Source organism: Microcystis sp. Msp_OC_L_20101000_S702 (genome assembly GCF_007095705.1).
In the GTDB taxonomy this organism is placed as follows: domain Bacteria; phylum Cyanobacteriota; class Cyanobacteriia; order Cyanobacteriales; family Microcystaceae; genus Microcystis; species Microcystis ichthyoblabe_A.
Genome location: NZ_SFBO01000162.1, coordinates 1 through 21,014 on the forward strand (window position 1 = coordinate 1; position 21,014 = coordinate 21,014).

The 21,014-nt window shown below is 41.4% G+C and carries 21 protein-coding genes and 3 pseudogenes; 11 read left to right on the plus strand and 13 right to left on the minus strand.

Annotated features, from left to right (window positions below; genetic code table 11):
* Nucleotides 1-315 precede the first annotated feature (315 nt).
* The 8 genes and pseudogenes from ylqF (at nucleotide 316) to EWV60_RS17310 (ending at nucleotide 9,607) form a co-directional block, all read left to right on the plus strand.
* Nucleotides 316-1,155, plus strand: a complete 840-nt coding sequence (gene ylqF / locus EWV60_RS17275; RefSeq protein WP_002793875.1) for a ribosome biogenesis GTPase YlqF — start codon at nucleotides 316-318, stop codon at nucleotides 1,153-1,155.
* Nucleotides 1,156-1,316: 161 nt separating this feature from the next.
* Nucleotides 1,317-2,801, plus strand: coding sequence for a glutamate synthase subunit beta (locus EWV60_RS17280; RefSeq protein WP_287233659.1), 1,485 nt, complete (start codon nucleotides 1,317-1,319; stop codon nucleotides 2,799-2,801).
* Nucleotides 2,802-2,954: 153 nt separating this feature from the next.
* Nucleotides 2,955-3,197 (plus strand): DUF433 domain-containing protein, encoded by a 243-nt coding sequence (locus tag EWV60_RS17285; protein ID WP_036396939.1) that lies wholly within the window; start codon nucleotides 2,955-2,957, stop codon nucleotides 3,195-3,197.
* A 143-nt stretch (nucleotides 3,198-3,340) separates the two neighbouring features.
* Nucleotides 3,341-3,815 (plus strand): annotated as a pseudogene (locus EWV60_RS17290) (type II toxin-antitoxin system VapC family toxin).
* Nucleotides 3,816-3,817: 2 nt separating this feature from the next.
* Nucleotides 3,818-3,979 (plus strand): hypothetical protein, encoded by a 162-nt coding sequence (locus EWV60_RS17295; RefSeq protein WP_192575067.1) that lies wholly within the window; start codon nucleotides 3,818-3,820, stop codon nucleotides 3,977-3,979.
* 663 nt (nucleotides 3,980-4,642) lie between these two features.
* A complete protein-coding gene (locus EWV60_RS17300; RefSeq protein WP_287233665.1) occupies nucleotides 4,643-8,650 on the plus strand; it encodes a sacsin N-terminal ATP-binding-like domain-containing protein in 4,008 nt (1,335 codons plus the stop codon).
* A 316-nt stretch (nucleotides 8,651-8,966) separates the two neighbouring features.
* Complete coding sequence (locus tag EWV60_RS17305) at nucleotides 8,967-9,242, plus strand: hypothetical protein (protein ID WP_002774813.1); 276 nt, start codon at nucleotides 8,967-8,969, stop codon at nucleotides 9,240-9,242.
* Nucleotides 9,239-9,607, plus strand: coding sequence for a clan AA aspartic protease (locus EWV60_RS17310; protein WP_287233668.1), 369 nt, complete (start codon nucleotides 9,239-9,241; stop codon nucleotides 9,605-9,607). Before EWV60_RS17305 ends, EWV60_RS17310 begins: the two co-directional genes overlap by 4 nt.
* Nucleotides 9,608-10,001: 394 nt before the next feature.
* Here the strand turns inward: EWV60_RS17310 and EWV60_RS17315 are convergent, their stop codons facing one another.
* Both EWV60_RS17315 and isiD read right to left on the minus strand, forming a co-directional pair.
* Nucleotides 10,002-11,000: an adenosine kinase gene (locus EWV60_RS17315; RefSeq protein ID WP_287233671.1), complete on the minus strand. Its 999-nt coding sequence runs from the start codon at nucleotides 10,998-11,000 to the stop codon at nucleotides 10,002-10,004.
* Nucleotides 11,001-11,163: 163 nt separating this feature from the next.
* The gene (gene isiD, locus EWV60_RS17320; RefSeq protein WP_002732311.1) at nucleotides 11,164-11,376 is read right to left on the minus strand and encodes a protein IsiD; all 213 of its coding nucleotides are present in this window, start codon (nucleotides 11,374-11,376) and stop codon (nucleotides 11,164-11,166) included.
* Nucleotides 11,377-11,524: 148 nt separating this feature from the next.
* On the opposite strand from isiD, the gene EWV60_RS17325 reads away from it, so the two are divergent.
* Nucleotides 11,525-12,301, plus strand: coding sequence for an SDR family NAD(P)-dependent oxidoreductase (locus tag EWV60_RS17325; RefSeq protein ID WP_272104770.1), 777 nt, complete (start codon nucleotides 11,525-11,527; stop codon nucleotides 12,299-12,301).
* A 179-nt stretch (nucleotides 12,302-12,480) separates the two neighbouring features.
* Here EWV60_RS17325 and EWV60_RS17330 read toward each other — a convergent pair whose 3' ends face one another.
* From EWV60_RS17330 to EWV60_RS17360, 7 genes and pseudogenes are all read right to left on the minus strand, one after another.
* Entirely contained in the window at nucleotides 12,481-12,762 is a 282-nt protein-coding gene (locus EWV60_RS17330; protein ID WP_002774821.1) for a DUF2470 domain-containing protein, read from the minus strand.
* A 52-nt stretch (nucleotides 12,763-12,814) separates the two neighbouring features.
* Nucleotides 12,815-12,970, minus strand: coding sequence for a precorrin-6A/cobalt-precorrin-6A reductase (locus tag EWV60_RS17335; protein ID WP_002774823.1), 156 nt, complete (start codon nucleotides 12,968-12,970; stop codon nucleotides 12,815-12,817).
* A gap of 289 nt (nucleotides 12,971-13,259) precedes the next feature.
* Nucleotides 13,260-13,739: a hypothetical protein gene (locus EWV60_RS17340; protein WP_002774825.1), complete on the minus strand. Its 480-nt coding sequence runs from the start codon at nucleotides 13,737-13,739 to the stop codon at nucleotides 13,260-13,262.
* A 135-nt stretch (nucleotides 13,740-13,874) separates the two neighbouring features.
* Entirely contained in the window at nucleotides 13,875-14,768 is an 894-nt protein-coding gene (locus tag EWV60_RS17345) for an ABC transporter ATP-binding protein (RefSeq protein ID WP_002732759.1), read from the minus strand.
* A 131-nt stretch (nucleotides 14,769-14,899) separates the two neighbouring features.
* On the minus strand, nucleotides 14,900-15,673 hold the full coding sequence (locus EWV60_RS17350) for an ABC transporter permease (protein ID WP_024969700.1): 774 nt from the start codon (nucleotides 15,671-15,673) through the stop codon (nucleotides 14,900-14,902).
* A gap of 63 nt (nucleotides 15,674-15,736) precedes the next feature.
* Entirely contained in the window at nucleotides 15,737-16,360 is a 624-nt protein-coding gene (gene cpcF / locus EWV60_RS17355) for a C-phycocyanin alpha-cysteine-84 phycocyanobilin lyase subunit CpcF (protein ID WP_287233683.1), read from the minus strand.
* A gap of 200 nt (nucleotides 16,361-16,560) precedes the next feature.
* Nucleotides 16,561-16,821, minus strand: a pseudogene (locus EWV60_RS17360) (DUF29 family protein); the annotation flags it as partial.
* 211 nt (nucleotides 16,822-17,032) lie between these two features.
* Here EWV60_RS17360 and EWV60_RS17365 point away from each other — a divergent pair.
* Together EWV60_RS17365 and EWV60_RS17370 are read left to right on the plus strand one after the other, a co-directional pair.
* Nucleotides 17,033-17,296: a helix-turn-helix domain-containing protein gene (locus tag EWV60_RS17365; RefSeq protein WP_002774832.1), complete on the plus strand. Its 264-nt coding sequence runs from the start codon at nucleotides 17,033-17,035 to the stop codon at nucleotides 17,294-17,296.
* Nucleotides 17,293-18,210 carry a hypothetical protein gene (locus EWV60_RS17370; protein WP_002798906.1) on the plus strand — a complete coding sequence of 306 codons (918 nt, stop codon included), beginning with the start codon at nucleotides 17,293-17,295 and terminating at the stop codon, nucleotides 18,208-18,210. Before EWV60_RS17365 ends, EWV60_RS17370 begins: the two co-directional genes overlap by 4 nt.
* On the opposite strand, the gene EWV60_RS17375 is transcribed toward EWV60_RS17370, so the two are convergent.
* From EWV60_RS17375 to cpcE, 4 genes and pseudogenes are all read right to left on the minus strand, one after another.
* A complete protein-coding gene (locus EWV60_RS17375) occupies nucleotides 18,176-19,264 on the minus strand; it encodes a DNA methyltransferase (protein WP_002798907.1) in 1,089 nt (362 codons plus the stop codon). The two genes, EWV60_RS17370 and EWV60_RS17375, sit on opposite strands and share 35 nt — an antisense overlap.
* A 108-nt stretch (nucleotides 19,265-19,372) precedes the next feature.
* Nucleotides 19,373-19,486, minus strand: a pseudogene (locus EWV60_RS17380) (DUF29 family protein); the annotation flags it as partial.
* A 148-nt stretch (nucleotides 19,487-19,634) separates the two neighbouring features.
* Nucleotides 19,635-20,066, minus strand: a complete 432-nt coding sequence (locus tag EWV60_RS17385; RefSeq protein WP_110545493.1) for a DUF29 domain-containing protein — start codon at nucleotides 20,064-20,066, stop codon at nucleotides 19,635-19,637.
* Between the two features lie 55 nt (nucleotides 20,067-20,121).
* Nucleotides 20,122-20,934 (minus strand): C-phycocyanin alpha-cysteine-84 phycocyanobilin lyase subunit CpcE, encoded by an 813-nt coding sequence (gene cpcE, locus EWV60_RS17390; protein WP_287233688.1) that lies wholly within the window; start codon nucleotides 20,932-20,934, stop codon nucleotides 20,122-20,124.
* Nucleotides 20,935-21,014 lie beyond the last annotated feature (80 nt).

Below are 21,014 nucleotides of genomic sequence, written 5' to 3' on the forward strand. Positions count from 1 at the left end.
AGGGTGATGCAAGGGTTTTAAGAGATTCTAGCAGATTTAAGTGCATTTGGGAAGCTCTCAATCAAGCTAAAAGCCCTTTCCTGTAAGGTTTTTAGATTTATTCAGCAAACCCTAATTATAACCAGCTACTTAGTTCCGCCATAGAACTCCCTTGAGCCATCTTGCACACTTTTCTCTTTTTGTCAAATTTTATGTTAAGAAAGATGTAACGAATGAATAGCTTAATAAGGAGGAATCTGATAATTTTTAACACCTACCCACTTAGCTATCTAGGGACTATTCCTGATAAGATCTAATTTTATACTCCCATCTCCCATGTCGTTAATTCAATGGTATCCTGGTCATATTGCCAAAGCGGAAAGAAAACTAAAGGAACATCTTAAACTCGTGGATGTGGTCCTAGAAGTGCGCGATGCTCGCATTCCCTTAGCTTCTCATCATCCCCAGGTGGACGATTGGATTGGCAATAAACCGCGCTTATTAATCTTAAATCGTCTCGATATGATTCCCGAATCTGCCCAGCAACAATGGGTAACATGGTTTAAAAGTCAAGGAGAAACCGTCTATTTTACTAACGCTAAACAGGGAGAAAGAGTTAAAGCAATTATCAAAGCGGCGGAAAAAATTGGCGATGAAATTAACCAAAAACGTCAACTAAGAGGAATGTTACCGCGTCCAGTGCGGGCCGTGGTGATTGGGTTTCCCAATGTGGGCAAATCTGCCCTGATTAACCGTTTATTGGGGCGAAAAGTCGTTGCCAGCGCCCGCAGGGCCGGAGTAACGCGACAATTACAATGGGTACGAATTTCCGACACCTTAGAATTATTAGACGCGCCGGGGGTGATTCCTTCCCGTTTAGAAAATCAAAAGGATGCGGTGAAATTAGCTATCTGTGAGGATATTGGGGATGCTGGTTATGATAACCAAAGGATAGCGGCGGCTTTTGTCGATTTATTAATAGAATTACACTATGAAGGACTTTTACAATCTCGTTATGGGTTGAATACTCTAGACATAACCGGGGAGGATTTTATCGAAAAATTGGCCAATCTCAAATATCAAGAAGATAAAGAAAGGGCAGCCATGCAGTTACTCAATGATTTTCGTAAGGGAATAATCGGGGCTATCCCCTTAGAATTGCCCCCTTCCTCTTGAAATCGCCTATTTTTAACTCAATAGTTAATTACCCAATTTGTCAAAATTACCGCCTGTTACTCCACTGAGCTGCCGATAAGATTAAAGAAATCGGTAAAGTTGCGAGGATCGATCGAACTGTGAAGGAAGATAGGGGATAAACGACAGAGATAACAAAGACTATGGGCAAACCGACTGGCTTTATCGAATTCCTGCGTGAACTTCCTTCCGAACTTACCCCCCTTGATCGCCTTCATAATTGGGATGAGTTTCATCTTCCCATGCCCGAAGATAAACTCCGCAATCAGGCCGCCCGTTGTATGGATTGTGGTACACCATTTTGTCACACGGGAACCCTAATTAGTGGCATGGCCAGTGGTTGCCCGATTAATAACCTGATTCCCGAATGGAATGATTTAATCTATCGAGGATTGTGGCGAGAAGCCCTCGATCGCCTCCATAAAACCAATAATTTCCCCGAATTTACCGGTAGAGTCTGCCCCGCTCCCTGTGAGGGTTCCTGTGTTCTCGGTATTCATAATCCCCCCGTTACGATCAAAAATATTGAATGTTCGATTATCGACAAAGGTTGGGAATCCGGTTGGATTACTGCCAATCCCCCCGCCATCCGTACCGGCAAAAAAGTGGCTGTGATTGGTTCCGGACCTGCTGGATTAGCGGCTGCCGATCAGTTAAATAAAGCTGGTCACTGGGTGACGGTTTACGAACGGGCCGACCGACCCGGAGGCCTGTTGATGTACGGTATCCCTAACATGAAGTTAGATAAGGAAGAAGTGGTTCTGCGTCGTCTCCAGATGCTGGAACAGGAAGGGGTAAAAATAGTCTGTAACACGGAAGTGGGCAAGGATATCAGCAGCCAAGACCTATTAAACGAATATGATGCCGTGGTTATCTGTACCGGAGCCACCAAACCCCGGGATTTGAACATCGAAGGTCGCCAATTAAAGGGCATTCACTTCGCCATGGAGTTTCTCACCGCTAATACAAAAGCACTACTAGACGGACAGCCCGGGGAGGATTTTATCTCGGCTGCGGGTAAAGACGTGGTAATTATCGGCGGTGGTGACACGGGAACCGACTGTGTGGGGACTTCCCTGCGTCATAACTGCCGTAGCGTCACCCAATTAGAGATTATGCCGCAACCGCCCCGCGAACGGGCCGCCGATAATCCCTGGCCCGAATGGCCAAAAATCTACCGTCTGGACTATGGACAAGAGGAAGCAGCCGCACGTTTTGGCGATGACCCCCGGGTTTATACCACCACAGCGACTAAATTCGAGGGGGATAGCGAGGGTAACGTCACAGGGATTCACACGGTACAGGTGGAATGGCAACGCAACGAAAAAGGGCAGTTTATCCCCCAACCGGTGGCAGGAACAGAAAAAGTCATCCCGACGCAATTGGTTCTATTGGCCATGGGATTTTTGGGACCAGAACAGCCTTTACTCGATGATTTGGGACTAGAAAAGGATGCCCGCAGCAATATCAAGGCCGAACACGGTCAATTTGCCACTAGCTTACCGAAAGTCTTTGCAGCGGGGGATTGTCGTCGTGGTCAAAGTTTGGTGGTTTGGGCGATTAATGAAGGTCGCGGGGCTGCCAGGGAATGCGATCGCTTTTTAATGGGGGCGACGGATTTACCTTAAACCAGTAGTTAGGGACTTGCGTGGGAATAATATCCCAGCCAGAAAATCGCTCTCTAGAAGAATAAGACCAGCCCTAAATGGTACATTATCAAAGCGCAAGTCCCTTACTCCCGCTAAAGGTTAAAGTGATCATGAGGCAATAGAATTACTCTAATGAAAATAGATCGTATTACGAGCAATCCAAACCGTATGAATGGGCAACCCTGCATCCGTAATCTTCGCCTTACGGTTCGTCGAGTGATTGAGCTACTGGCAACTTATCCCGATCGAGCAGAATTACATCAAGAGTTTCCGGAACTGGAGGATGAAGATATTCGACAAGCCCTAATTTTTGCATCTTCTTACTTGGATGATCGCATCATTGAACTTCCTAATCGCTATGAAGCTGTTGCTTGATCAGGGACTACCGCTTTCTGCGGCAACTTTATGCTGACAAGAATATTTCACGTACAAGGTTGGGTTGACGACTGTTACCCAACACCCTCAGAACCAAGATTAAATGCGGTAGGATAGGCATTGGATAGATTTTCTAGATTGCCGTGAGCGAAACCGTCTATATTGAAACCAGTATCTTAGGCTATCTTACTGCTCGACCCAGCAGAGATATTGTTGTGGCCGCAAATATTGAGGTGACGAAGGAGTGGTGGAATATTACGTCGCGGTGATTTTCAACTTTACTCATCCCAAGCGGTCGTGAAAGAAACCTCACAAGGTGATGTTGTGATCGCATCTCAACGACTAGAAATCCTTGCTAATCTATCTTTACTCGACTTGAACCAAGCTGTGCTAGATTTAGCAGAGCAATTTTTGGAACGCAGCAACCTTCCCGCAAAAGCTGATATTGATGCTGTTCATATCGCCGCCGCAACCGTTCACGGCATGGATTACCTGCTCACCTGGAATTGCAAGCACATCGCCAATGCTCAAATTCAGGGAAAGTTGGCAGAGATCAGCCTTGATTTTGGCTACGAGTTGCCAATTCTTTGTAAACCCTATGAACTTCTCGGAGGTTGATTATGTTTCAGGATGAGATTGTGGAAGAGATCCACAAAATTCGTGAAGAGTACTCTCGGTCATTCAATCATGACTTGAAAGCCATCTTTGCTGATTTGCAAAAGCAACAAGCTGAAAGTGGCAGAGAAGTTGTAACCTTATCTCGAAAACACGGTCTAACTTAGCCGTTATACTGAATCGGTTTTTAATAGTATGATTAACCCCCAATCCAACCTGAAAAACCCGCTCCCTTCTCCCCACTGCTGTAACAAAAAACAACTATCCCCCGATAGCGATCGCTAAAGGTCGAATAATTATAAATTTCTGTCAAGGGGTGCGGTCAGACAGAGGAATCATCGCTAGAATGAGCCTAATTGTCAGGAATTTAGTTAAACAAGGTTTTTGGCAATATGCTAATCTGGCTAACGCGCTTTTGGGCGTGATATAGGGAAAACTTCTGGCGATTGCGCCTAAATGAAGTGATATACAAAAGGTTGACTCATATCGTTACTCTGGAGAGTTTTATGCAGAAAGTTTTCGTACAATATTATGTAGTTATGCCAAAATGCGAAGTCCCTTGATGTTGTCTGTTTCAGTTTGGGACTAGGTAATCAAAAATGAATCGCTTCGTTGCTCAGTCCTGCAAGACAGTTGGTGATCGTCAAGGTTAAGTAATTGCCAAAGCGATCAGGCATAACACACCATTGGAGCGGACGTAATCGGTATTTTTAGTGATCAACTGAGAAAAAAGATCGCCGCTCAATTCGACCGTTATGCTTCAAAATCTGACCAGCAAAATAGTCAATAAGATTCCTTAAAAATTCCCTTTACGTCAAATAGAGACAACAATGCAAAACCAGAACAATTTAGTAAAGATGGCAAAATTATCAAAAGAATTCATAGAAAAACTAAGCCAACAGAATTCAGATTATACAAGTCCTGAATCAGCACAGAATTTGGCTAATTCTCTAGAGTCTTTATCAAAAGATATTTATACTGACAGTCAAAGATTCGTTTATGAATTACTTCAGAACGCGGATGATGCAAGTAGCACCTATGGAAGTCTTGAACTAGCTATTAAAATTGTAGATCAATATTTAGTAGTTTCACATAATGGCGAACCCTTTACACAAGTAGATATTGAATCCATCTGTAGCGTTGGGGATGGGAACAAAAGAGGTGATGCAAATAAAACTGGATTCAAAGGGATAGGATTTAAATCTGTTTTTTCGCATTCTGATTTAGTAATTATCAATTCTGGAAACTATTGTTTTAGATTTGACAAAGGACACTGGGATGGTTACTGGAAAGATAATTGGGGAATAAAAGAAGATTGGGAAGCTGAGAGAGTAAGGAAACAAAAGCAGAAAAATATTAAAATGCCTTGGCAAATTATTCCAATATGGACTGATTTACCGCAAAAATTAATCACTACAAAAAGTAATGTATCTACAATTATTAGATACCAAGACACCGAAAAACTTCAAAAAGATCTATTTGAATTATTTTCTAATACACAAATATTGCTTTTTCTGAGAAGCAAGCAAATAAAAATCACCATTTCTAAAAACTCATTGACTTTTGCAATAGAGAAAATCACACAGAATGGTGTGGTTATTCTTATAAAGAATTCACAAAAGGTTAGTGAATGGCTTTTGAGAACCTTTGAGATACCTGTTGATGATTCGACAAAAAGCTTGATGGAGAATGATGTACGCATTCCTCAAAAACTAAGGCAATCGAACAAGACAGAGCTTTCATTTGCTGTTCAAATAGAAAATGATCAGATCAAAATTCCTGACAAGGAAAGTAGCTTAATCTTTACCTATCTACCAACATCTGTAAATTATAATTTTCCTTTTTTAGTAAATGCCAGCTTTTTAACTGATGCAGGCAGACAACATCTACATGAAGATTTACCTTGGAACAGTTGGCTATTTAGGAAGATGCCAATTATGCTTTTGATCTGGCTGTCTGGACTTGCCAAATCAGAATATAACAATCAAGTCTTAAAACTTATACCTTATGAACTTTATAACTCTTCAAGATTAAAGTCTTCTTTTAATGCAGGTCTAAAAACTGCAATTGATAAAATAGCATTTATACCTAATGAGCAAGGTCAATTATTAAAAGTCAGTGAGGCAATTTTTGATAAGACTAAAATTTCAGATTTTGTAGGTAGAAAAGTTTTAGTTAATTATATAAATTCTATCAATAACACGCATTTTGATGAATCTGCTTTTATTCCTCGTTTAGAGCCTATTCGCACATTGAAAAACTTGGGCTTAATGATCTTTGATATTGATAGCTTAGAATCTTTTCTTAGATCAACAACTTTTCAAGATAATCATCATATCGAACAAAATTTTGATTTAATCTCTTATCTTTACGAACAATCGGAACATCATTTAAGTGGTCAAGAAAAAGAGGAGTGGATTTACAAGTGGATTTACAAGCTGAAATCTATTCCATTTATATTTGATCAATTTGAACATCTTAAAACTCCTCAACAGATATACTTTCCTAATGCCGAGTTCTCTGATGAATTTAATGGAGAAACGATTAGCATTATTCATTCAGAAATAGTGGAGCAAATGGAATCTAATTCTCATATTCGAGATTGGCTTGAATCATTAGGTGTTAAAGAACCAACTGATATAGCATTTATTGAAAAAACTATAATTGAAGATGAAGATTATATCACAGTTGAAAATGCCATTAAGGTTGGAAGGTATCTATTTTCTGCACATAAGAAAGGATTATTAACCGAAAACTTGTATGCCGCACTCAAAGAAATCAATCTTTTATCTACAAAAAACACACTTATTGCTGCTCAAGACTCTTTTCTTTCCAATTTTTATGAGCCTCAACTAAAATTAGAGAATATTTGTGTAGACGGTATTTTCGTTTCGGATAGTTATTATTTCAGTAGCAGCTTAGTAATCGAATGGAAATCTTTTTTTATTAAGATTGGAGTAAGTGAGAATATACGAGTGAACGAAATAAGAAGCAACCGCAATGAAACACAATTAATCGAGCATGAATATTTTGATCTTGTGTCTGATGAAGCTAAGAGACAGGCAACTCAACAAAATTATCATCCACATCTTGTAACAAAAAATAATGATGTCACTTTTAATAGGATTGCATACACAAAATTAGCAAAGAACTATAACTTTTCAAAATTATTTTGGCGACAAGTATTTGTGTATGTAAACCCTACTCAAGTGCCTCAATATGGATTACTGCATTGGGGATACTACGGAAGTAATTGGAAGGTTGCAAACTATTTTCATTGGGCAATTGAGAATCTAGAAATTATACCTACAACGATGGGTAGATGTTTCAATGGTAAAAATGTTTTTGCTAACAGCAAGGAAATTAAAGAGATTGGTGGTAAATACTTACCAATTTTTGACCATGAAGGAGTCATACCTCAGAATTGGCTTGAATATTTACCATTTAAGTCTTCTTTGAGATTAGATGATTATCTAGATATTTTATCTTTGATCTCACAAGAAAAATCTAATGATCAGGATCTAATTAAAGAAAATCAAAAACGAATTAAGACTATATATCAGAAATTAGCTGATGATTACCTAAACTATGTAGAAAAACTAGAACAATGGGGTAAAAATAACACTATTTTGTCAGAAAACGAAAAGTCATTTTTCAAGCCCTCTGAACTATCTGTGATAACAGTTGAAGGCTTCAAAGGTCAAAAACTAGCTTTTTGTGACGAAAGAAATGAAAAAGTCATAGAATTGTTGAAAATTTTTGGCGTTTCAGTCATAACAGAAATAAATCTTGATGTTCACGGTCAATTTGAAAGACAAGATTTAAAAAAGAAAATAAAAGAAGTCTTACCATTGATTGCTGTTGTTTCAGTTAAAAAATCAAAAAATAAAAAGGACTGGCAAACTGAATATAATAGACTTTATCAAAAATTAACTGAAGCATCATTTTTTGAAGCCAGTGAAATTTATTTGTCTTATGACAATTCAGAAGAAAAACAATTAAGAAGTTCTTGGGCTAAAGACAACAATTTTTATTATGTTGGAGACTGGAAAAAGCCTAGAGTTCTAGATGGTATAGTGGAGACGTTAGGAAGATTTTTAGGTGTTAGACATGAAGAAAGGCATCTTTCTATCTTACTATCTGATACTTTTGAAGAAGGAGTCATATACTTAAAGGAGAAATTTGGAGATATTGCCATAGATCTTATTCCTAGCGAATATTACTCATTAGAACTAGCTGATCCTAACATTTCAGTATTTAATCCTAGTAAAACACCCTCAACTGCTTTCCATTGTGATGATGGTGTAAGCGAAAAGGAACTAGCAAATGAATATGGTACACAAGGAGAATATTGGGCTAAAAAGTTTTATACATATTTGGGATACCAAGTTAGTCAAGCGAATGAAGATGGGTATGATCTACTTTGTCAAAAAGATCATGAATCTATAAAGGTAGAAGTTAAAGCTATAACTTTTAGTCGTCCAAACATTCGCCTAACTAAACAAGAATGGGGGCAAATGATGAATAGCTCAAATATCAATAGCTATGAGATTTTTGTATTCAGTCATAATAAAGGTAACTTACAAGAACTGATAAGATGTAGAGAGGCATGGCTAACTCTTCAATCTGTACTTACCAAACTTCATAGCCAGAGTAAATCTAATTATTATTATGGTACTAACGAAGTTGAACTATTATTAGGACTTCAGCTTAATCAAAGCGAATCTGGAAATGATGTAATTATTAATTGGCATCGCCTTATTAAGAATTCAAATCAAAAATCTATTGAAAAATATAAATATGATGAAACCGTATCTATATTTGTGAAAACAGCATAACACCGCATTGGAGCGGATGGGTGAGAGATATTGGTGTTGCTGCCAACGTAATTTACTACCGCTCAACCAGAACGTTATACTGAATCAGTGCGATGCCGAAGGCACTGCGTAGCAGTAGGCCGCTCTTGTAGGGTGCGTTCCCTAATGCAAGTCCTACTGCTCCAGCGATCGATTTTGGGGAACGCACCATGCCCATTGATTGAAGCTGTGGGTTTAAGTGCGATGCCGCTCTTGTGGGCCCAGTTGGAGAATGTTAGCGAAGATTACCGATGTTTAGGTTAAAATAGAGGGCAAAAGTTGCCACAGGGTCAAGCAAATGACAGTTCGTCAACCCCGCTACAGCAAAGAAGAATTCGCTCGACGTGGTAATGAGATTTATGAATCTCAGGTACGTTCTCAAGTAGAGGAGGGAAATCACGGGAGAATTGTGGCGATCGACATCGAAACTGGAGCGTTTGAGCTTGCCGACGATACGATTACTGCTACCGATCATCTCTATGAGCGTGTCCCTGATGCTCAACCTTGGGTGATTCGTATTGGACATAGAGCCGTCTTCCGTTTTGGCAGTCGCAGCCAGAGAAAACCCGTATGATGTTCGGTGTGGTCAATAATAATTGTGAAGCAATCATCAAGGTGGCAGTCGGTCCCATTGGCTCACCGAAAATAGCACTCGATGCTATCATTGATACTGGATTCACCAGCTTTCTGTCTCTACCGCTTTCTATCATCACAGATATGGGATTGCCTTGGTACTATCGAGATATTGGCACATTAGGGGACGGGAGCGAAGTCGTTTTTGAAATATACAAAGCTTCTGTGATCTGGGATGGTCAAGAGCAGATTATTGATGTGGCAGCTTCTGATGCAGAGCCGTTAGTGGGGATGGGTCTTTTGTATGGCTTTAAACTTCAGATTGAGGCAGTGGAAGGTGGGCGCGTTACAATTGAGGCGCTATGACTCAGCCAAAGTTATCGGTGAAGACGGTCTAACTTTACCGTTATACTGAATCGGTTTTTAATAGCATGATTAACCCCCAATCCAACTTGAAAAACCCGCTCCCTTCTCCCCACTCTCCTATAACTTTTAAACAGGATTTAGTATGACTATCTAGGGTTTGCTGAATAAGTACGGGCGAAGCATTCGGATAGAAAATCTACGTTTTCACCGATAGGTTATTGCCCGAATGCTTCGCCCCTACAGGACGCGGGCCGATGAAGACGCAAGGTTCCCTTACTTTGCCTACATTTCAAATTTATTCAGCAAACCCTATCTAAATTACTCGTTAAGACTATGAGCAGGGAGCAGGGAGAAAAAACCTGACTACTGACTGAAAGCTGATCACTGACAAAACCTATCCCAAAACGATCGAATCGCGCAGGGATTGAATTTCCTCGGTTTGTAAACGCGCCCCAAAAGTAGAAACCACCCGGGCAGCCGCTAGAGAAGCGAGATTTCCTGCCCCTTTGTAACCCATACCGTGGGTAATACCGTAGAGAAACGCACCTGCATACATATCCCCCGCACCGACGGTATCGATCGCCTGTACGGGATGGGGGTCAATTTCCAGGAGATTTTCGCCATCATAGATCAAAGAACCACTGGCACCCCGGGTGATAGCGAATCCTTTGGCAATGGTTTTAAAATAGGCGATCGCTGAATCGATTTCCTCGCTGCCGGAAATAGTCAAAGCTTCCGACTCATTAGCGAAAACGAAATCTAACCCGGTTCCGATCATTTCCAGTAATCCCTCCCGGAAGAAGATCGCCATATTGGGATCCGACAGGGATAAAGCGGTTTTGACTCCAGCCGCCTGAGCAATTTCTCGCCCTTTAATAGCGGCAGCTTTGGCAGTGGGAGAGGTGACGAGATAACCTTCGAGATAGAGATAATCGGCATTAGCGATCGCTGAGGGGACTAATTCCCGTTCGGAAATTTCCCCAGTGATGCCGAGAAAAGTATTCATGGTGCGATCGGCATCGGGAGTGACGAAAACTAGACATTTTCCCGTGATTCCCACCTCTTTTTCGCCGCCGTGTTCATTGGTATGCAAACCACAGGCCCGCAGATCTTGCAGATAAAACTTGCCTAATTCGTCATTGCCCACTTTACAGGAATAGAAACCTTTACCCCCCAACTGAGCGATCGCTACTAGGGTATTCGCCGCCGATCCGCCACCGCTGCGTTTACAATCAAGAGCCAATTTTTCCATCAACTGGGTTTGACGATTTTCGTCCACCAGCGTCATCACTCCTTTATCGATGCCTAATTCTTGCAGTAATTCAGGAGAGACTTGAAATTCCATATCGACGAGCGCGTTACCGATCCCATAAACGTTGTATTGTTTGCCCATAATTTAGTCGATCGCCTAAAAATACTTTGTTATTGATAGTAGGGAAATAAGGGGCAAAAAGCTAGGGGTTTTTTCAGCCAGAGAATACCATAATCAAAAATAATGGGTGTGCTAGTCTCACACCCCCAGTAATTTTTGTTAAGTTTTGTTTAACTAAGCAACCTTAAGCCTCATCGTAGGCTTCTAGATCCAACAGATAAAGATAAGGTTCGGCTAATTCCTGCCTTTGAAAAGCGATCGCTCGCAACAGATGCCAATCCCGCAAAGCCTCGAAGGGGTTGCTATACTCATCTTTTTCTAGTCGTTCGGCTAAAGAAGCAATATCAGCGGCGGTATATTTGGCAATATCTTGATCAGTGAAGCTTATAACTGTCATTTCTGCACCTTCCTCGACCTTTGTTCTGTTTCTAGCCTAACATATATTCTGAGTTGAAAAAATGTCTTCCCCGCCAAGTTAAGAACTGTAAATGAAAGGGTAATTGTGGTACAATTCCAGCAAAAAAGCTATTTTTAGTTGATCTTCTATGAAAACAGCCCTCATTACTGGTGCTTCCACTGGTATCGGTGTCGTCTTTGCTCGTCAACTTGCCCAACGGCAAATGGAGCTAATTTTAGTCGCTAGATCTAGGGATAAACTAGAACAATTAGCAGCGGAATTGGGGGAACAATACGGGGTAAAAGTGACGGTTATCGTCCAAGATCTGACCGTTGCTGGGGCGGGAAAGCTAGTATATGATACGGTGAACCAAAAAGGAATCAACGTTGATTTACTGGTAAATAATGCTGGTTTTGGTGATTATGGCGCTTTTAGCGAGCGGGATTTAGCCCGACAGTTAGAAATGATCCAGTTAAATAATCTGGTATTGGTGGAATTAAGCCACTATTTTCTCCGTCCCATGCTTGCTGGCACTGGGGGGGCAATTATCAATGTTGCTTCCATTGCTGGGTTTCAACCGCTGCCCTATCTTTCCGTCTATGCGGCGACAAAAGCTTTTGTCCTCAGTTTTAGCGAGTCTCTCTGGGCAGAAAATAAAGACAAAGGCGTTAAAATCCTTGCTCTTTGCCCCGGTCCGACGGAATCTAATTTTTTTGAGGTAGCCCGATTTCCCAGTGCCTTTATGGGCAAAAACGGCCGGTTAGATTCGGCGGAAGTGGTGGTACAAGAGGCTTTAACTGCCTTGGCAAACAAACGCCCCAACGTGGTAGCCGGTAAATTGGCTAATAAAATTATCGTCAATCTGCCCCGTTTTTTACCTAGAAGTTGGATCGTGTCTTTGATAGAAAAGCAATTCAAGCTATAAGTAGGGTCTGCTGAAAAAGTTTTTCCGGGGGGTAGGGTGTGGGGTTTTACCTATTTTCAGGGAAAAAGTAGCTCAATTTCCCCCGGATTACCCCCATGGCTGACACTTTTTAATGGCGAAAAAGTCTAAAAGTTTTATCCAACAGGGTTGTTAGATTTATGGCGCAAAATCGAGCTTTGTCAAGGGGTGGTTTGATTAACTTTTAGCATCTCAACGAGGATATTATGGGCATCCTTGGCTGATTCTAGGGTGCGCTCAAACGGTATTCTAATTGTTTGACTCTCCCCTAATTTTTCTACGGCTAAATCCATGCCTTCGGGATCGATGAATAGCATTTGAGCGGTTTCTGCATCGGTAATATTGCCGTAAACTTGAGCGTAGAAAAGCACGGCATCACCGTGATCTTTATTCATGTGTTTACAGATGCGATCGCTAATGGCGGGAGTGATAGTTTCAGACATAAGATTCTGGAAAAAAATCGATGATTGAGGTGGGGACAGATAAAAGCCAGTTCTAAATCGAGGCAAATGGAGGGATATTAGTTAGGGTAGCGTAATTAATCGCTAATTGCCAGATAATTTGGGCGTGAGGATGGCAGACATCAATAATAATTTTAATATTATTTTCTTGACAAAAATCCTTAATTGTGCATTGCTCTAATTGTCCCACTGAAGGTCAATCGGGGTAGAGAGTAAAGTCCGGGGCTGCCCGCGCATTTAATACTAAATCCGTTGAGTATAGGCTACTTAGGAGGATAGGCAAGAGGCAAAAGGAGGAATAGATAATCAGTCTTTAATAACTGGATTTAGTATAAATTGCCTGTTGAGATGAAACAAGAGGCAACAGTAAAGGGATTGGGAGAGATTCAGCTAATCGGATAGGCGATTAAAATGCCTCTTAGCTTAAAACCCCACACCCTGCCCCCACCAAAAAACTTTTTCAGCACACCCTATATATTTTATCGTTCACAACCGACAACAGAAGCGGTGTAGGTATTACCGATGTGCTGAATACCATTGACAAAAAGATTGACTAGAAAAGGTTGATCATTTGCCCGGACTGTGGCAGTAATTGTTAAGGGTTTATCGGGTTCGATTCGTACTCCATTAGTATTAAAAAATTCCTCGTTAGTTTGATCGCTATACTTGAGAAACAGCCGGATATCGAAGGAGGCAGCCCGGGGGACAGAAACCGTAACGATAAACCTCTGAAAACGTCTCCCCCCCGGAACTGCCCAATCGGTATTCCAATTATTACGAGTTATCGTGACACCGAAAGGCCCTGGAACAGTGGGTTGTGAGACGCTTTTGGTAACTTCACTACCTTCACCCCCTAATAAAGAAAGTGGCCGACAATTTTGCGCCGCTGCCGGTAGATGTAAGCTTAATAATACCGCCGATAGACCCAATAACCCAGTGATAGAGGTTAATTTCATCATTGATTTTGTCTCCAATTAATAGAACCTATCCAAAAATTATAGATGATCATGACGGTAAAAAAACGGTGATTTAGCTTAATTGAGGTCAATTGCCGCAAAAATGCTGATCATCAACCTGAATTCTCAAAAACGGTGTTAAAATTGATTCATAATTTCCATATAAATATGTTCTAACTGTACCGTCTGACGGGCGAGAGAATCAATATTAATGCCATCGAATGCCTGAATAATCTCGCTTAATTCTAGATGTTCATCTAACCAAAAAGCTAAATCTTTACCGTAAAATTTGGGAGTAAATCCTAATTGTTTCCCTCGATTAATTGCCGCTTCTTGATCCTGGGTATCCATGATAATAATTTCCTTAGCAGGAATATGCTGACGCAGCTGATTTAAATTACCTTCGGCAATAATACGACCTTGTTTTAAAATGCCGATACGTTGACAGAGACGCTGTGCTTCATCGAGGAGGTGGGTAGTTAATAAAATTGTCATTCCCTGTCGCCGTAATTCTCCGATTAAATCCCAAATTTCATAGCGAGATTCGATGTCTAAACCAGTAGTTGGTTCATCGAGAATTAATAATTTTGGCTGATGAACAATAGCCACGGCAATATTCATCCGGCGCTGCATTCCACCGCTTAAAGTTTCCACCGGACTACGGGCGCGATCGAGCAAATTTACTGCGGATAAACTGCTTTTAATCCGATGACGACGCTGGGGGCGATCGAGTCCATAAATCTGAGCAAAAAAGTTGAGATTTTCCTCACAAGTAAGGGATTTGTACAATAAATTTTCTTGTGGGGCAACCCCAATTAATTCTTTAGTAACTCTCGAAATTGGCAAATAATTAAAGGTAATTTCTCCCGATGAGGGTTTTAATAAATTACAAATTAAGTTAATAGTGGTGGTTTTTCCCGCACCATTTGGACCAAGTAAACCGTAAATTTCCCCCGCTTCAATATGAAAGTTTAATTGATCTAATACTAAGCGTCTTCCGTAATTTTTTTTGACATTACTAATAGTCAGCATTTTTAATAAAGTAATAAGGATAGTCAGAAGTCAGGAAGCAGGATTAGGGAGTGTAAGATATGGGAAGACAAATCAATAAATACTCTTGCCTTTTCTAACTGATAACTGATAACTGATAACTGATAACTGATTTACAGTCGGCGTTCAAGGTTTAACATTTGTCGATAGGTAAGCCAACCACCTGCTACCATAGCTAGAGCAAAAAGACAGAGAAAGCGAAAATGAGAGCTAATATCTTCTAGATTTTCGCCCTTTGCCCAAACAGCAATTAAAGCTTCATTCATGTGGTAGATCGGGTTATATTTAGCCAGAGATAGAATATTGTCGGGGAATAAAGCAGTGGGGAGAAAAACGCCGCCTAAAATTAATAAAGGAACCCCAAAAGTTCCCACCAAAGCATTAACATCTTCTGTTCTTTTCGCCAGTTGAGTACCGAGGATAAATCCTAAACCCACATAGGCGGTGATACTAAGGAAAATAATTAATAATTCTAGAGGAATTGAGCCTTTAAAAGTGGCTCCATACTGTTTAGCAATAGAATAAACTAAAACTGTCTGACAGGCGGCAATCGCACAATGGGCGAGAAAAATGCCGATAAAATAGGAAACACCGCTTAAAGGCGATAAAAATAACCGTTTAATCGTTTGTTGTTCCCTTTCTGCTACTACCGTCGCCACGGTTCCCCCCAAACAACTAAAGAAAAGTGCCGCCCCGACGAGGGTGGGAGGAGTAGCCAGAGCCATTGCCTCAGCAAGCTCAATTTTGCCTTTTTCTGCCATAATATAGCCATTTAAGAGCAGGACAAGGATCGGGAAAATGCCCCAGAGGATTAAGCTACGCCCGCGCCGGATTAATTCTACTAAAATTCGTTGAGCGATCGCTAAAATTTCCTGCCAATATTTCATAGAATGTTAGTGTAATTGTTTCTCCCTGTAGAGAAATGAGTTTTTCTACTTTTTCACTTAGGCTTATTGTAAGTGTTCCAGAGCTTGATCGGCACGCAATCTTACCACTATTTCCGCTTCTGTCTCCCCAATCTGTCCTAAAAGTTCCCGAATCGCCCCGCGAAATGCCGCCGCCGCAGTTCCTAATCCCTCCAATCCGACGATCGCCGCATATCTAACCACCCACTCTGGATCCCCTTGCAAAAGTTTCTCCAGTGCCGCAAAAACCGCATTCTGAGCCTCATAAACCCGACTTTTCTCCAAATCAGACCAAATTATATTTCCTAAGCCCCTAGCCGCCCCTCGCCGCACGCTAAAGGAAAAATCACTCACCGCCGCCTCAAGTAATAAGTCCAATCCTCGCACATCGCCAATTCCTGCTAGGGCGCGGGTTGCCCAAGCTCTTGCCCCATAATTATAACCGTCTAGGTTGGCCAGTAAATAGGGAACCGCCGCTTTGCCGATGGCGATTAAACCATCCACGGCTGCCACGGAGGCACCGGGGTTATTATATCTCAGGACATCGGTGAGGGTAGGTATTGCCGCCTCACTTTTGGCGGCAGCTAGGTTTTCCACGGCGGTTAGTAACTGATTAGCTGAGTCGGCTTTTTCGACGGCAATAATTAAAGTTTCAACGGTGGGAAGCATCGGTTATTAGTAGAGGGGATGAGGGGTTAGGGGTTGGGGTGTGGGGTGTGGGGGTGTGGGGAAGTGGGGAAGTGGGGTGTGGGGTGTGGGGAAGTGGGGAGAATAAATAAAATAATCTCCTGTCTCCTGTCTCCTGACGACCGGCTACTGACTGCTAACTCCTATCTCCTAACCCCACCAAGAAACTTTTAAAGATAATTTTATCGCCAAACTTTTTTCTGTAAAATCTGACTAATTTCTTGGGAAAAAGGACAATCATCGGGAAAGTTAAAAGATTGATAATCTGGGTTATCTCGCAAGCTTTTTAAAGCCGTGGCATAGCAATCTAAAAATACTTGCTCCCAGTAGGGTTTTAAACTAGGAGAATCGGTCAAAAGTTCTTCTAGTTCCCGTTGACTGCGCCTAATAGTTTCTTGCCAACCTCGATAATCTTGAACGTAATCAGCATAGCAGAGTTTGAGGCCGTGTGTTGACTTCTGCCCAAACTTTCTATCGTTCCAGATCAGCAGCAGCGAGTAACCTTCGCCATTGTACCAAAGACTCCATACCGTCCGCTACACTGGGGGGTGTATGCTGTTTACTAGGGCCGTGGGGAACTTAAAATCCCATTTTGGGATTATTCTAAAATAGGTTTATCTTGGAAATGCTAACTCCTGTGCTCATTAAAGCACGATGAAATCTATTTTTAGCCCAGAGTACCATGTCTTTCGTCGATGCCTGATCGCCGCTCGTAAGGATGCGAATTTAACTCAAGCAGCCCTCGCTAAAGCCATCAAAAAGCCGCAATCTTTCGTTGCCAAATACGAAAATGGTGAAAGAAGATTAGATGTGGTTGAGTTCCTTCTGGTTAGTCGTGTAATCGGTGTAGATCCTTGCGAAATTTTAAAGCAAGTTGAGCAAGCTTGTCAGTCCACATCTTGTGGGGAAGGGTTATGAATACAGAAGATGTTATTAGCCTGGCATCGCAATATCTAGATGATTTGTCTGGACATAGATTTGACCTATTAGACATTGCTAGACCAATATCGGTTGCTGCAGCAGTTAATTTAGCCAAAGTAATTTCAAAGCTATCACCACTATTGGGAAATCTGATTGAATTTAACACTGTTGAGTTTTTGAATAAGCAGGAAATATTTGCGCCGTTTGGTGAATGGAAAAGACAAGATCCAGGATTTCCTGATACTGTCTTCATGGGTAGCATCCAGCCTACCCCAGGATTAGAAATAAAATCATGGTTCCCATTAGCTACTGAAATAACAGCCCGTTTCAAAGATAGTCAAAATCATTTTCAGTTTGATCAAACCTACGTTTCTCTAATAGCTTGGCTGCCTGAAGCGGTAATTTATGGCAAACCCAAGATTCTAGATGTATGCGTTGTCTCTGGCTTTTCAGTGGCTAAAGCGAGAGATGATCATTATCATAATCCTCCTGATTACCTTGTTCTAGAACCCGAAGATACAACCCAAAGGAGAGCAAATTTGCAACAAACAAATACTAATGGATACAAATTTCAAGGGACGGACGAAGAACTATTTCAAGCTGAAGAAATAGTTAATTCTTGGGGAAATGATGGCAGGCTTTATAAGCCGACACAAGAGTATCAAATGCTCTTGCGGGAACTGATCACTCGCTTCAAATATAGATTAGACACTAATTTTGCCAAAATGGACAGGATTTTACATCCAGGAATTGAGGATTTTAAAAAGCGTGTTTATCAAACACATTTCTCTGGAATGAAAGTTGGACAGTGGAACAGGCTTTTAGCTAGTCGTCGAGAGGAGTTAATTAAATCTGCTTTAAGAGAACACCTTGGCATCAAAGAAGGGAACATTGATGAACTACTTGACTAAACCTTTTGACTCCATAATAGAAATAAGTTTCGTCAATTTCACAAGCGAAAGCTTTTCGATTCAGGATATTGGCAGCTAAAGAGGCACTGAAAAGCCCCCCAAATGGTTCCCAAACCACATCCTGTTCCTCACTTGAAGCTGCAATAATTAATTTCATCAGATCCAGTGGCTTTTGATTTAAGTGAACAGCTTTACCATCCTGAGACTTAATTCGTTCATCATCGCGCAAAGCTGAACGATCCCAAACATTTGTAAAACCATGAGGGCAATTAAATTTAGAGCGCATCTTCTCCCACTCTTTACCTGTTAAAGGACGCTGGCCATTTTTAGAAAAATAGGGTTTTCCCTCTGGGTTTCCGTGTTCGTTGGCATAGAAAACTAATTTTTCAAACATTTCGGGCGGGGGAAAATACCATAAATGTCCTTGGTCAAAATATTTTCTTGTTGCCGCATCTGCAACACCACAAGCTAAATTAGCTTGACGCAAAGGTAAGCCCGATCTTAACCATTCCTTTCGGAGCCATTCTTTAAGTGTTAAGTCAGCAATTTTGACTTCTCTAACGTATTGGACGCAAACCTCTGTCACCACTGGAAAACGCCTTATTTTTTCTGTGTTGACATTACCTGCAATATGACCTTTTCCTTTATTCCATATATTACAATTAACATATCGCCAACCAAATTTCTCAAGTATTGGATGTACCACAGCCCAGCCAATTTCTGAGTTCCAAAACCAAAGAGTTGTATTTGGCAAGGCCAACTTAGACCAAGCTTCCACATGAGGTTCATACCATTCAGGTAGGTCAAGATGATCTGATGTATCACCTTCAAATCCTAAAAGACCGTAGCCTCCGTCTGAGATTATTACTATAGGTTGTTCCCAAGAATCATAATGTTCAATGCTATTACCAAGACTCAGACTAACACTGCTGTTATTCCAAGCTGAAAAAGCTAGTTTCTCAGTAAGTTGGACAGTTTTGCCACGCCCAACAGTGCTTGTTGCTTTATTCTTCTTTATACTTGGCAGACGATGGGAAGGCTCAGGTATATCCATGGATTTTTTTATCGTCTTATAAACAGTATGAATATCAATACTCTATCCTGTTTTAGGATATTTGGCTACCCCATAAACTAATGACCTAGAAACTTAGCCTAAGACTAGCAAACTTTCTATCTCTTCGCTCAAGTTTTCCCAGTCAACTTGATCAAAGTTTTTTTGTTTTAACAGAGTGATTGTTTCGTTCAGCCAGCCGACATAATCGGTTTGAATTAGCATAAAACCTCTGGATTTTATGAGTTTGAATTTCCCTAGAAAATAACCAATTATTTACAGCATTTCTCATAGAGATAAAGTATAACCTGATCGGACATCGTCTCAGATTTGACCGTCTCCTAACCCCACCAACAAACTTTTAAAGATAATTTTATCGCCAAACTTTTTTCTGTAAAATCTGACTAATTTCTTGGGGAAAAGGACAATCATCGGGAAGGTTAAAAGATTGATAATCTGGGTTATCTCGCAAGCTTTTTAAAGCCGTGGCATAGCAATCTAAAAATACTTGATCCCAGTAGGGTTTTAAACTAGGAGAATCCCTCAAAAGTTCTTCTAGTTCCCGTTGACTGCGCCTAATAGTTTCTTGCCAACCTCGATAATCCTCAACGTAATCAGTATAGCAAAGTTTGAGGCAGTGTTCTAAGATGGTGGTTAACCGGTTGCGGAGTTCACGTTTTTGACTTCTGCCCAAACTTTCTATCTCCTCGATCAAGTTTTCCCAGTCAACTTTATCAAAGTTTTTTTGTCTTAACAGAGTGATTGTCTCGTTCAGCCAGCCGACATAATCAGTTTGAATTAGCATAAAAACCTCTGGATTGCATCGGTTTTAATTTAGATACAAAATAACCAATGATTAATTACAATAAACTATCCATTAAAGTGAGAATTTCCGAGATATTTTCGCCCCTAGAATTAGTTTTTAGATGGTTTTCTAAAAGTTCCTTGAGAGCAACCAGTTTCAGACTATTTTCCGCCAAAGTATTAGCGATCGCAGGGGCAGCTGGCAGATAACCCGTAGCGCCTAAATCCATTAAAGCAGAACGACGCAGCTGTAATTCTTCCCCTTGCAAGGCCTTAATCAGAATATCGCCATAGTGGGGGTTAGTCGTGAGTTGATAGAGGGCGCGGGCAGCCGCATAACGCACTTTTTCGACGAAATGCTTTAAAAACGGTTCAATCAGGGGAATCGCTGCCTTCGCTTGCAGGGTTCCCAATGCCTCGATAATCGCCTCGTAAGGTTGGACTAAATGGGGTTTTCCCGCCACTAAAACAGCCACTTCGATGCCACCCTCTAATAGTTTCTCTAAAGGTGCGATCGCGCTTCGATCCTGAAGCATTGCCAATGCTTGGGCAGCCGATTCGCGCACATAATAATCCTCGCAGTCGAGACAGGCAATCAAAGCGGGAACACAACTGAGATCATCTAATTTGCCTAAAGCGCTGGCAGCATTGCGTCGCAGGGGATAACCGCCATCGGGAGTGCGATCGCTTTCGTCCTCCAAAGCGGCAATTAAGGCCGAAATCGCCTCCGGTTGACGAACACGAAATCTACCCAACCACCAAGCAGCATAATAACGCGCGCCTAGGTCTTCTCTTTGATGGATATTAGCGATCGCTTGTTCAACGGTATAGGCCGGATTATCGACGGCAGCAGAGTAAGAATCGCTCATAGACAAGTGAAAATGGGTGTGGGGTGTAGGGTGTGGGGTGTGGGGTGTGGGGGGATGGGGGGATGGGGAGAATAAATAAA